This window comes from Saccharibacter floricola DSM 15669 (genome assembly GCF_000378165.1).
In the GTDB taxonomy this organism is placed as follows: domain Bacteria; phylum Pseudomonadota; class Alphaproteobacteria; order Acetobacterales; family Acetobacteraceae; genus Saccharibacter; species Saccharibacter floricola.
Window position 1 is genome coordinate 56,607 of record NZ_KB899341.1, and the last position, 12,655, is coordinate 69,261.

Sequence of the window (12,655 nt, forward strand, 5' to 3'; positions counted from 1 at the left end):
GCCCTACTGACGACGCGTGCGCCGCTTATCCGTCTTACGAACGGGTGAAGACGATGCCTTGCGAGACGAACTCTCTTTTTTAGAGGCTTTCTCCACGGCGGCTCCTTCCACTGGGATCAACTCCAAACGAAATCCCTCAAGAGGAGCCAAGCTTTCCGCCTCAAGAGCATCCTCAGCCCCATCCACAGGCCCCAAACGCGTTCCATCTGTAAAAGAGGCACTGACACGCAGCGACCACTGCTCTGCCTTTTCTCCTTTTAAGCGAACACGAAGCCCCAAAATAGGCAAGGACATCCCACGGGAACCGCAGAATTTTCCCCCTTCAACCCAAGGGGAGAGCCATCCACGCCCCAATACAGCCTGATACTCGACATCATCAGTTTTAAGCGGGCCTGTTGCATTGACTGAGAAGCCCTCAATCCATAGCTGGCTGCCCGGTGTCCCCACCCAGTCTCCAAGCTGACAATTCACATCGCCTTGCCGCTGGACATGAGCCGTTACGTCTCCCACAGCGGCCTTATCAGCCGGCGTACCAGAAGGAAGCTCTGTTGCTTCACCCCCTTCAGCACGACTATCAATCAACCGCATGACTTGAAGGCGTGGCCCTTCTTGCTCACTTCCAATCTCTTGGTAGGTCGTTACCATCACACCAGACGGCCCTTGATGAACACGCACTAAAGCAGCGCCATTCATGCTTCCCATCCAACCATCTGTTTCAAACGTGCTCACCTCAACCACGTCAGGAGACACTCCAGGAGCGCGGGTAATGCGCACACCAGGCAAACCAGAACGACCTGGTGGTGTTTGCCCTGGGGCATGGAACACACAATAGACCCCGGCATCAAGCATCATGACATGCGCGCCCGCCTTCAGATCTATTACGCGGTTCTCTCCCTGTTCCTGCTTTGTGTCGGGCATTGTGCCTCCCTATTTTGCAAGGTCATTTCTGCTTCCATTAGGGCCACATACCCAACTAATAGGAAACACACCTATGACCTCTTGTGAGATGATACTGTAAAGTATTCACCCGATGAAGATGATGAACTTCCTACTTAAATACACCTTTGACCACCATACTAACGGATCTTTTTATAATTTAACATATACTGTGCCAAAAAATCGATCGGGACACCCAGCGGAATCACATGGCCCCGGCCAGAAGCCTGTATACGATCTCCTGAAGCTCCGATATCAAAGCTCAAAACATCCAGCCCTGCTTTCCATAACCACCCCAATACATAGCACCATGTCTCAGGAGCAACAGATGGTATAAAGCCAATATCGATTTTTTCAACGGTCAGCAATAGTAAAATATCTTTCTCGCGATAGGGTCCCGTCACCCGGACGCCAGCCTCCATCAATTTTTCGTCATCAACCGTGCTACCAAACAAAACAAGCTCTAAGGGTAGATCATGCTTTTGAATATGCCGCCCAAGATCAACAAGGACATCATACCCTTTCCAGCGGCTAATCCCCCCAAGCACACCAATACGACGCTTCGCATGACGATAAAAGGGTTTACGTTCCCCCTGAAGAAGACAACGATCATCTTCGAGAGGTTCAATATCAATGGTCTTTACGTCCATTATATGACGCTTTAACCGTCTCGCTGCATCAGAAGACGGTGCAACCACGCGACGTGCTGCTGTCAACTCAACTGATGAACGCTCTAACAACGCCGGAATAGTCAACCCAGGCTCAAGAGATTGTCCCCACCGGTCAATACAGCTCTGGCACGCCTCCGCAGAGGGCTCACCACAATAATGACCGTCTCCCGTTAAGAGCGCAATACGTGGGCAGAACCAAACATGGTCATGTATAAAAACATCATAAGGAACCTCAAGCACACGATGGAGAATGCGTATCCAAGGAGCATGCCCGGCTAAATGATGCCACTCAATATGGCGTAATTGCACATCCCGAAGAAGACGACATAACTGGTCTCTCTCCGACGGTAGCGCATAAGATAAGTTAGGAAAGCTCTCAATACTTCCACAAACTTCCAGTACACAGCCCTTCTCTGCTGGCACCATGCTCAGTGCGAGCACTTTCTTGCGTAAAAAAGACTGGCCTCTCTCTCTGACGACACGCGCAACACCTCCACCAAGGCAGTGCTGTATCATCAGAACAGAGCCTGCCTCTCCTGCTCTTTCCTTCAAACAACACTCATCAAGAAAGCGGCGCACCTTATAGAGAGGATCGCGCTTTTTAAAATCATGTACATCTTGCGCATAATGCGGATACAGAGTGTTTAGAAGCGCCAAATTGCGCTCCAATAAGCCACGATACCCCTCCAGAAACGATGCATGTCCCCGATGCCGCACATACACCGTCACAGCAGCAACATGCCGAAAGCCCTGCGCACGAGCACGAAGGCAAAAATCATTTTCCTCCGCATAACCCTGCGCAAAAAGCTGATCCCGCATCAGACCTGTCGCTTGTAAACACGCCGCAGAAATGGCCATGCAAAAACCATTCCCCGTCGGCAGTTCAATAATATCAGGTTGGTCTATACGTTGGCATAGCTGGTCTAAAAAACGTGCTTTTCGTCGTGAGGGATAAATATTTTCTTGTTCAACAGACGGATAAGAGGTGAGCCCACCATCATTTGAAAAAGGTGTCGCCGTGCCAACATGAGGCAGCGCTAACCATGCCCGCAAACGCTCTACCCAGCCCGGAAAAACAGTCGTGTCACTATTGAGCAAAATAACATCACGTCCATGACAGAGGTTAAGCCCAACATTGACACTGTAAGGATAGCCACGATTGCACGTATTCGTCCGTAAAATAATCTGCTTTTGTTCGGCAAGCTGCTGGACGTACTGGACAACACCGTCATCTGGAGAAGCATCATTAATCACGACCACCACAGTATCCTGTGGCACCGTCTGCAAAACGCTTCTTAAACAGTCACGCGTTCCTTCATAATCGCGATAAACAGGGATGATAACAGCACAACGCGCAGCCTTCAGCCGCGCTCGTTCATCATCTGTTGCACTCCCTTCACCCACCATCATCGGCAGAAATTGCGTCGGAATAGGTGTCTTTCCTGCCAGAACCTGCTCTATCTGCGGATCAAGCGGCGCTCCACGTAACAGACGTTGATGCGTGTCTCGGACAACGACCGTCTTTTTATCCACATCTGGAAGAGAAGAGAGAGGGAAAGAAAACCCCCAAGGCCGCAGCAAGGGGCGGTCATCGCTTACTGTGTCCCTTTCCTCCGAAGGTGTTAGGGAGAAAGCATCATTTATCCAAATTTTTGGTTCAAAATCAGGTTCTTCAGGATGCCAAAGCCATCCCTCAAGTTGCCCATCCTTAACGGTTACAACCCCGTCACAGCGGGTTAACGTGCGGATATCAAATGGACTTCCTAAGACATGTCGTCCTTTAACAGTAACCGACAAACGCTCATAATCAGACCATAGACGTTTCGGCCCCCGATCGTTCCATTGAGATAACAAAACCGGCCCAGGATCCATCTCACCCAGATCATACGAATCCAGATATAGTTGAACGCGCTCTGCGCAGTGAATTGAGATAATCCCACTATTAGAAAGCGTCGCCCAACCCGGTCTGCCCGTCTGTATTGCGAGATGTCCCGCAACATCTGAAATCCCTTTCACCGCAAAGGAACGCGACAACGCATTACCTAAGCAACGCGCAGCCTCTTGTAGGCGCTCTTGGCGACAAAGGCACCAAATCTCGGCAAAAGCAGCCTCACGGAGCTGGTACCGTTCCCGCAATAGTTGAAAGCGCGGCTGACAAATCCGGCAATAATTGAGCTCTAATGCCACCATTGCATACGAGAGCATGACATTAGAACAGTCTCCCGACAAACGCTCCGCACGTCCAAGCCAGTAAAAACTGTCCTTAAGCTCCCCTTCCTCATAATAGGCTAGACCACGCTCGAGAGCCTCTCTGACCTCTCGCTCTCGCTCTTTATGCCAGCGCTGCTCATCTTCAGGCGAAATCTTCAGTCCATAACTGACATAGGGCGGGAAAGCCTCAGCCATGATCTTCTCCTTTTTCCGCCGAAAGACGCTGTTGATCAAGCTCTTTCAGATCTTTTTCGGCCTCTTTAGCGCCGTTTTTCACGGCACGACGCAACCATAAACGCGCTTGATCAACATCCGTATGTCCTGCCAACCCCCGCGCGAGGTACCGCCCGACCATCATCTGAGCAAGGCCATGACCTCTCTGTGCCGCCTTCTCGAAATAATCAAAGGCCCGCGAGCGATCCGTTGGGATATCATGCCCGCCGCCATACATCGCCCCAAGAGAGAAGAATGCATCCACATTCCCTTGCTCGGCAGCTTGATGATACAATGCCAACGCTTTTTGGTGATCACGCCGCCCTGCAACAGCCCCTGTGACAAGCAACTGCGCCGCCGCTACACAGGCCTCGGGCATACCCGCTTCTGCTGCCTTCTCGATCCATTTCAAACCATTAACAGGGTCAGCTGATAAACCAATCCCTTCATAGAGCATGCGGCCATACCAATATTGAGCGTTCACGATGCCATCACGCGCTTTACTCATCCAATAGAGGGCCCGCGTTTCATCACGCCCACCGCCAAGCCCTTGAGCGAGACAGACCCCTAAATTAAAGGCCCCTAACGGATCTCCACTTTCCGCTAAATGACGGAAACGCTCTTGCATTTCCTCTTTTGCCTCGTCTGACTGAGGCACGCCAGCAAGAATCATATTCCCAAAATCAGCCACAGCATGTTTATCGCCTTTTTCTGCAGCTACTTGGAACCAATGCGCCGCCTTTTTAGGATCCCGCTCCGTTCCTGTCCCTGTCAGGTAGAGAAGCGCTAACGCACGCGTCGCCGCAACATGCCCGTTCTCCGCTGCCAAACGATACCATTTAAGCGCCTCTGAAGGGACAGGAACAAAATCTTCCCCGCGAATATACAGATCACCGAGCAAAGCAGCCGCATCGGCATCCCCATTATACGCAGCCCGCCGCAACCAACTCTCTGCCCGCGTGATATTGGCCTCGACACCAACCCCTTTAAGGAGCATCAGCCCATAGCGTGCCTGAGCAGGGGGAATATTATTCTCCGCTGCTTTTTCGTAATAATGAGCAGCCCGATCAAAACTTTGCTTTACCGCAAAGCCTGTCTCATACATCCAGCCCAGCGTTGCACACGCTGTGCCTAGGTCACCTTCTGAAGCTTTAGTTAAATAAGCCGCTGCACGGCGTTTTTCATCCTCGGTTTTTGCCTCCCCTACGAGGAGGAGACCAAGGCCAAGATAACCTTGTAACGCCCCGCCATCAGCGGCTTTTTCATACCAGTAACGAGCCTGCCGCTCATCACGCAGCTCTTTAGGGCCATGGGTTAGAATATGAGCCAGCAGGGCTTGAGCGTCCGCATTCCCCGCCTCAGCTCCACGTCGCGCCCAAAGCTCAGCCTGTTCAAAATCAGGATGTTTTTCTGCATGCTCATGTTCAGCGGTTAACGCATCGACGGTGTTAAACGTCGTGGTTGGATCAAACCCCTCCGGCAGCCCCATCGCGTAGAGCGTTGCTAACGTAAAGCACGCTTCTGGCATCCCATGATGGGCTGCGCGCGACACCCAGCGCGCGCCTTCCTCTAAGGACGCCAGCACCCCATTACCGCTCAGGTAACATTGCCCAACCTGATATTGCGCCTGCGGGTCGTCACGTCGCGCAAGATCCGCAAAGATCGAAAAGGCCTCAACAGCTTCCCCTTGCTCGAGAAGCTGCATGGCGTGCGCAAACCGTCGAACGGATGGCCGCAAAGATGAGAAAAACGTCTTCTTCATAATGAGCTGTCGTCACTCACCTAGGATGGTTCTCTCATGCCATCAGTGAGGGTTGGGACAATACGGCTAAACAGATACTTGATGATCGTACGTTTCCCCACATCAATATCCGCCGTGACAGGAACACCCGGTGCAGGGTGGAAGAAAGAAGGCTGCCCGTGAAGCGTATATTTATCCACACGCAGACGAATCCGATAGAATACGGGCGCATCCCCTTGTGTTGCCAGCTCTTCAGGGTTGATCCCAGCCCGAATATTGCTTGTCGAAATATCCGTTGGCAGGAATGTATCCGCACTAATGACCCGCACTGTCGCTTCGGCTCCGCCATACATATTATACGGAAAAGACGAGAACTTAATAATCGCACGGTCTTTCAGCTTCACAAACCCTGCATCCTGCGCACGCAAAATAGCTTCCATTTCCAGCCCTGTCGCACTTGGAACCAGTGTCATGATCCGCACTTGTGGGTCAACCACCGCCCCAACAGACACAGGGGCTACGGTTAACACGACGCCATCCGTCGGTGCACGCAACAATACCATGCGTTGCTTAACACGCGCTTTACGGTAATCACTCCGTGTTTCATCAAGGCGACGCTCTGCTTCCGCCAAACTTGTGTAAGCCTCTGCTTTAAAAGACTGACTAAAACTCTCTCGCGTCGCTTTCAGCGCGTTTAGGCGGCTTTCTGTACCATTGGCTTGTTGCTGAGCCGTAATCAATGCCCGCTCGGCATCCATAACAGCATCTTGCGCCCCAAGAGTGGAAAGCCGTGAACCCACTTCTTCCTTCTGTTCACGCCGGCGCATCTCTAATACAGCAGACACAACCCGCAGCTTACTGGCAAACATCGCCGCATTGGCCCGTGCCCCCTGAAGGTCACTTTCCATCCCTGCAATACGATGGTCAAAGTCTTGAATATGAGCCATATAATCTTGGTGACGCCGTAAATAAGCCTCGCCTTGTTGAATAGAGGCCGGAATATTAAGGTCAGGGTGATATTCTTGCCCTGCCGCTTCCGCCTTCAATCGATCCACCTGTGCTTGCAGCAGCTGAGACTGTGCAACAAGGTTCTCCATATCCACTTGGCTTAACGTCGGATCTAGGCGAGCAAGCACTTGCCCCTTATGGACATAATCTCCCACATGAGCATCAAGCGAACGGATCACCCCACTATCAAAAGGCTGCACAAGAGTTGTTGGTTGGGTGGAGATGAGCCGTCCCTTAACGGACACCACCTTATTCACCGGGAAAAGCGCCATCGCAAGCAAGCTCATAATGAGCAAACTGCCTGTTACCCAAACAATATATTGTGCCGATGGCGTGGCGGGCATATTAACCAACCCGCGCGTTGGAGAGTGAAACTCCAGCAAGGCCACGGGCATGCCATCAGGTGCAAAGGGGTCCGTTGCTTTACGCGGGACGTTATGCCCGCCTTCCTTAGGAGTATCCCCCTCCTTGTTTTCTCCCTCTGCGGCCTCTTCCTGCCCGTCGGCATGGGCTTTGTCGTGTGCGCTCTTAGCCTCTTTGTCATGGGAAGAAGAAGACGTGTCACGGGGGTCATCGTCATGAGGTGTGTGATCATTCTCACTCATGCGTCATCTCCCTCGGAAGGTTGCGGCCCCTGCTGCTCCCTCTTCTGGTCATCAGCCGCCTCATCTTCCTCTGCGGCCTTCGCAGCTTGTGGATTGACATGACGGTTCTGCTGAAGCCAAAGAGTGCGATACACATCACAACGTTCCAGAAGCTCTGAATGTGGGCCAATATCAGTGACTTTACCTTTATCCATCACCGCAATCTGGTCACAATCTACTAACGAAGACAGACGGTGCGACACGATAACCATCGTCCGCCCTTTACCGATCCGCTGAAGGTTCGCATTCACCAAAGCTTCTGATTCCGGGTCCAAGGCCGAGGTCGCCTCATCCAAAATCATTAATTTGGGATCACAGATCACCGCACGGGCAATCGCCAAACGCTGCCGTTGTCCCCCGGAAATATTGGTGGAGCCCTCTTCAATCCACGTCTCATACCCGGCGGGCATACGTTCAATAAATTCTTCCGCCCCAGCCATACGTGCTGCTCGCACAACGTCATCAATCGTCAAGCCCGGACGGCCTGCCGTGATATTGTCCTGAATTGTGCCACGAAAGAGGAAGTTATCTTGCAACACCACCCCAAAGGAACGCCGCAAATGGTGCAGGTTGATCTCGCGCATATCAATGCCGTCTAAGCGCAGATAACCTGTGTAATTACGGCTCACCCCTTGCAACAAACGCGTAATGGTCGATTTACCCGAACCAGACCGCCCAACCAGCCCCAGCATCGTTCCTGCCGGCACGCTAAAGTTGACCCCGTCCAGCGCTTTCGCCGTCGACCCGGGATAAGAGAAGTTCACATCAACAAAGCTAAGAGCCCCTTTAATGGGGGGGCGCATGCCCGTCGTCAGCGCTTTTGCTTCTGTTGGTTGGTTAAGCACCATCCCAGCTTCATTGAGAGAGACTGTCACCTCATTGACTGATTCCATCATACGCGCCAAGCTCACCAAAGGGGAAGCGACACGACCACCAAGCATCATAAAGGCCATCAAAGCCCCACCCTGCATGGAGTTGGAATTGGTCAAGGTAAGATAAGCCCCCACCATAATGATCCCGCGATTGATGAACATATTAAGTGGCATCACGATGGAGTTCGACCAGTTTGAAATCCGCCCGGCAGCTAAACGCCAACGCACGACCTCTGCGGTACGATCATCCCATTCCTCACGGCGTGGATTTTCAAGAGCGAGGGTTTTAACCGTCCTGATCCCCGCCACTGTCTCATACAGGGTCGCGTTTCGCTTCATCTCCGTGCGAATTTGATGGCCAGCAACACGGCTAATGGCTGGCAGCATAATCACCACTACCAACCCAATCGCACCAGCCGCCGCAAAAGTCAGCCATGCCATAGTGGGGCTCATATAGAACAATACAGGCATCACCACGACCAGCACGAACATATCCAAAATCGTGCTTAAAAGCTGACCGGTCATAAAGTCACGCACTTTAAAGACCGATGAAAAACGCCCGAGAATTTCACCAGCCTGTTGGCGCTCATAAAATTCCAGCGGCAAAGACAAAAGCCGATTAAACGCATGGAGCGAAATACGCGCATCAAGACGCGTGGTGACCACCAAGGTCAGCTCTTGACGTCCATAAGAAAGCAAAATCTCATACACGCCTAAAATAATGACAAAGCCCGTCAAAGAGACCAGCGTTGCCATTGAGTGATAATTCACCACACGGTCAATCACCTGCATGACGATCAATGGTGGGAAAACCTGCAACACGCTCATGACCATCGAGCCAAACACCATGTCACGCAGGCCGCGCTTCTCGCGCAGAACCATCTTGGCAAACCAAGCAAGGTCAAACCGCGCATCACCCTCGGACTCATCACGGCGCCGCTTGACGAGAACAACATCCCCCGTCCAAACCTGCGTCAGCCGTAGCTGATCTACAGGGATAGGGGGCTCCCCCTCTCCTTTAAGAGGGTCACGCAACCACACGACCCCTTTTTCAGGGTTCGAGCCGACCATCAGTCCCGCAGAACCATCACGGAACATCAGGACAATCGGCGGTGTGTTGCCCATCCGAACCAAATACCGCCAGCGCAGATGCATGGCCTTAGCAACAGCGCCCTGCTCTCTCAGCCAACGCACCAAACTTGCAGGGGAAGGAGAGTCCTCCTCTGGCTCAGCAGCAAAGTCGCGCATATCCAGCTCCAACCCATGGTAATGGGCGGCGGCAATAACTGCACGAAGCCGAATATAAACCGGGCTACCCGGCTCAAGTTTAGCCGACTGAGGGCTTCCAGGAGAGGGCTGCTGCGCCACAGACTATCCTTTAATATGTCAAGATTAGAAACATGATAACCATAATGGTTCCAAATGACCATATGACACCTTTTCCCTCTCTCATATCCTTCTTCAGAAATGAAGAGAAAAAGAGAAAGGCGCTATTTCCCATCCTCACTCTTTCATTCCCCCAACAGACCGCCCATCTCGACAAGAACGCTCTCTATAAGGAAACTATGTATGTTGTTGTCGCGTCATTATGCGCAGGACCTCCCCGAAGGGTTATCTGCTCCTCTCTCCCCGACAGCACCAGCGCAGCCCAGCCTTATCGCTCTCAATGAACCTCTCGCCCGCTCGCTCGGGCTAGACCCAGACTGGCTTCGTTCACCTGAAGGGATCGCCCTACTTAGCTCAGGAGCGCGCCCTGACGGTAAGCCCCCCGTTGCTATGGCCTATGCGGGGCACCAGTTTGGGCACTTTGTCCCCTCCCTCGGTGATGGGCGCGCCATGCTGGTCGGAGAGCTTACCGCTCCTGACGGAACCCTGTACGACCTTCACCTCAAAGGAACAGGCCCAACAATGTTCTCACGCGGAGGCGACGGTTATTGCGCCCTTGGCCCTGCTTTGCGTGAATATCTTGTCAGCGACGCGATGGCCGCTCTTGGCATTCCCACCGCGCGAGCCCTTGCTGTCCTCTCCACAGGAGAAACTGTTGAACGCGATGGGCAAGCCCGCCCCGGCGCTGTGGTTGCCCGCGTTGCCAAAAGCCATATCCGCGTTGGAACCTTCCAATACGCCGCCGCACATGGCGGTCTCTCGACTGTGAGAGCCCTTGCTGATTTTACGATTCAACGGCTTTTCCCAGAGATTAACCCTCATGACCCTCAGCGCTATCTGACGATGCTGACTCAAACCGTCCACCGTCAGGCGGCTCTCGTAGCCCGCTGGATGGGCGTAGGTTTCATCCACGGTGTGCTGAACACGGATAATTGCACCCTGTCAGGAGAAACGCTGGATTATGGCCCATGCGCCTTTCTTGACACCTATGACCCGCTCAAATCGTTCAGCTTCGTTGACCAACATGGACGTTATGCGTATGGACGCCAGCCCCATATCACGCTGTGGAATCTCTGCCGCCTTGCTGAATGTCTTGTACCGCTCATTGATACAGACGAAGAGCGCGCTATTGGGCAGGTTCAGGACGTACTCAAAGAGTTTGACCGACTTTTCCATCAGGAATGGCTCACGGCTTTCCGTCAAAAACTTGGCCTTGAGACGCAACATGAAGATGATGTTCGTCTTCTCGAACATTTCTTGAGCACGATGCATCAAGGGGATGCTGATTTTACGCAATTCTTCCGCGCGTTAAGTGGGGAAGCCCCCGTTTTGCATGACAATTATCACGCTGTGCGTGAGACCCTACGCCATCATCATGGCCATATGGACTTATGCCGCACGGAACTTCTCCACCGTCTGGAGAAAGAAACACGCTCTCCTCAAGAGCGCCATGAGGCGATGCTCAAGACCAATCCACGGATTATTCCGCGCAATCATTTCGTTGAGCAGGCTATTGGCGCCGCCTATTCTGGCGATATGGCCCCGTTCCATAGCCTCCATCAGGCCTTGCGCCATCCGTTTGACGAGGCTGATGATGGGTTCGACCTCCCACCAACAGCAGAAGAGCAAGTCACCAACACCTATTGCGGCACCTAAGACAAACAGCCTTCCCTCTGTTCTACTCAAGGGGGAGGGCGCCGCTCTCCTAAGACAAACGCGGCCCGTAGAGCATCACACCGGCTCCTAAAAGGCACAACAATACCCCAAGCCCATCACTGGGCACGGGCCGCACCCCTTCGACCCACCACCCCCATAAAAAGCTCGTGATGATATACACCCCACCGTAAAGAGCATAAGCGCGTCCAGCATGGTCTGCTTGGCTTAAGGTTAAAAGCCACGCAAACAGAACTAAACAGCCCCCACCCGGCACCAGCCATAACGGCGTATGCCCTAGACGGAGCCATGCCCAAAAGGAAAAACAGCCCGCAATTTCCGCACAGGATGCCAGGACGTACAGCGCTAATGTTTGCATCTCACGTCGCCTTCTTAGAATCCCTTTTGATACGGCTCATCCCAACACCGAGCAGCACCACAACGCCCCCCAAAAGAGTGATCAAATCCGGCCATACGCCTTCAAGAAGAAAGGCCAATATAAAGGTAACGGGTGGCAAAAAATACAGCATCATGGCGCCACGCGCCGCTCCAAGAGCCCCGATCACAAAGCTCCACACCGCATAACCAATCACAGCAGGAACAAGGCCAAGCTCTGCCACGCACCACCATGCCCGCGCTGGGGCATGGGACAAATGCGCAACACCTTCACGCAACCAAGGCAGAAGAAAGAAAGCACCGATCATTAACACATAGGCCGTCACCGTTAGGCCGCCATAACGCTGAACTAAAGGCCGCTGCAATACAGTATACATCGCCGCACAAAAAGCAGCGATCAAGGCCATCCCAGCGCCAGAACCAAAGGTTAACCCCTCTTTTTGCCCACTAACGATCACCGCTACCCCAGCAAAGCTCGTCAGTGACCCTAACCATCCCCATCCCGTCACGCGCTCTTGCGTAAATAAGACAGCCAGAAGCCCCGCCATGATAGGCCCTGTCGCAATCACGAGGCTTGTTGCGCCTGATGATAACGTCGTTTCACCGAGGTTAAAGAAGACATTATAGAGTGTGATCCCAAAGACCCCACATGCTAAAAGCCGGGGGCCATCGCGCCATTGAGGCACGGGAGCACGCGAGACCAACAGCCACATAGCCGCCAAAAGAGCCGCCAAAGCGTAGCGTAACGCCGCCAATGGTAAGGGCGGGAGGTCACGCAGCGCCAAACGCACAACAGGGTAAGCGCTAGCCCATGAGAGAACCGCCACCAACACACAAAGAGGGATAAAACGACGAGAGGAGTGAGACATCCTCTCGCTCTAGCAAGAGCGCACCGGCATTCCTAGAAAAAACGCGACCGAGTAG

Annotated in this window: 8 protein-coding genes; 1 reads left to right on the top strand and 7 read right to left on the bottom strand. The window is 53.0% G+C overall.

Going from position 1 to position 12,655, the window contains the following annotated elements; translation table 11 throughout:
* Positions 1-3: 3 nt before the first annotated feature.
* The 5 genes from F457_RS0108560 to F457_RS0108580 all read right to left on the bottom strand — a co-directional run bounded on the left by F457_RS0108560 (position 4) and on the right by F457_RS0108580 (position 9,580).
* On the bottom strand, positions 4-918 hold the full coding sequence (locus tag F457_RS0108560; RefSeq protein ID WP_018980724.1) for a hypothetical protein: 915 nt from the start codon (positions 916-918) through the stop codon (positions 4-6).
* Positions 919-1,076: 158 nt separating this feature from the next.
* Positions 1,077-4,013 (bottom strand): glycosyltransferase, encoded by a 2,937-nt coding sequence (locus tag F457_RS12675; protein ID WP_018980725.1) that lies wholly within the window; start codon positions 4,011-4,013, stop codon positions 1,077-1,079.
* Positions 4,006-5,793, bottom strand: coding sequence for a tetratricopeptide repeat protein (locus tag F457_RS0108570; protein WP_018980726.1), 1,788 nt, complete (start codon positions 5,791-5,793; stop codon positions 4,006-4,008). The genes F457_RS12675 and F457_RS0108570 overlap by 8 nt, the downstream gene beginning before the upstream one ends.
* 20 nt (positions 5,794-5,813) lie before the next feature.
* Positions 5,814-7,385 carry an HlyD family type I secretion periplasmic adaptor subunit gene (locus F457_RS0108575; RefSeq protein WP_018980727.1) on the bottom strand — a complete coding sequence of 524 codons (1,572 nt, stop codon included), beginning with the start codon at positions 7,383-7,385 and terminating at the stop codon, positions 5,814-5,816.
* Positions 7,382-9,580, bottom strand: coding sequence for a peptidase domain-containing ABC transporter (locus F457_RS0108580; protein ID WP_083912748.1), 2,199 nt, complete (start codon positions 9,578-9,580; stop codon positions 7,382-7,384). The genes F457_RS0108575 and F457_RS0108580 overlap by 4 nt, the downstream gene beginning before the upstream one ends.
* 285 nt (positions 9,581-9,865) lie before the next feature.
* Between F457_RS0108580 and F457_RS0108590 the strand changes: the two genes are divergently transcribed.
* Positions 9,866-11,338, top strand: a complete 1,473-nt coding sequence (locus F457_RS0108590; protein ID WP_018980730.1) for a protein adenylyltransferase SelO — start codon at positions 9,866-9,868, stop codon at positions 11,336-11,338.
* A 49-nt stretch (positions 11,339-11,387) separates the two neighbouring features.
* Here the strand turns inward: F457_RS0108590 and F457_RS0108595 are convergent, their stop codons facing one another.
* Entirely contained in the window at positions 11,388-11,714 is a 327-nt protein-coding gene (locus F457_RS0108595; RefSeq protein ID WP_018980731.1) for a YnfA family protein, read from the bottom strand.
* Between the two features lies 1 nt (position 11,715).
* Positions 11,716-12,600 carry a DMT family transporter gene (locus tag F457_RS0108600; protein WP_018980732.1) on the bottom strand — a complete coding sequence of 295 codons (885 nt, stop codon included), beginning with the start codon at positions 12,598-12,600 and terminating at the stop codon, positions 11,716-11,718.
* Positions 12,601-12,655: the final 55 nt, after the last annotated feature.

Coding starts and splice junctions, on each gene's coding strand:
- F457_RS0108560 (WP_018980724.1), bottom strand. CDS start 918: ATGCCCGACACAAAGCAGGAACAGGGAGAGAACCGCGTAATAGATCTG.
- F457_RS12675 (WP_018980725.1), bottom strand. CDS start 4,013: ATGGCTGAGGCTTTCCCGCCCTATGTCAGTTATGGACTGAAGATTTCG.
- F457_RS0108570 (WP_018980726.1), bottom strand. CDS start 5,793: ATGAAGAAGACGTTTTTCTCATCTTTGCGGCCATCCGTTCGACGGTTT.
- F457_RS0108575 (WP_018980727.1), bottom strand. CDS start 7,385: ATGAGTGAGAATGATCACACACCTCATGACGATGACCCCCGTGACACG.
- F457_RS0108590 (WP_018980730.1), top strand. CDS start 9,866: ATGTTGTTGTCGCGTCATTATGCGCAGGACCTCCCCGAAGGGTTATCT.
- F457_RS0108595 (WP_018980731.1), bottom strand. CDS start 11,714: ATGCAAACATTAGCGCTGTACGTCCTGGCATCCTGTGCGGAAATTGCG.
- F457_RS0108600 (WP_018980732.1), bottom strand. CDS start 12,600: ATGTCTCACTCCTCTCGTCGTTTTATCCCTCTTTGTGTGTTGGTGGCG.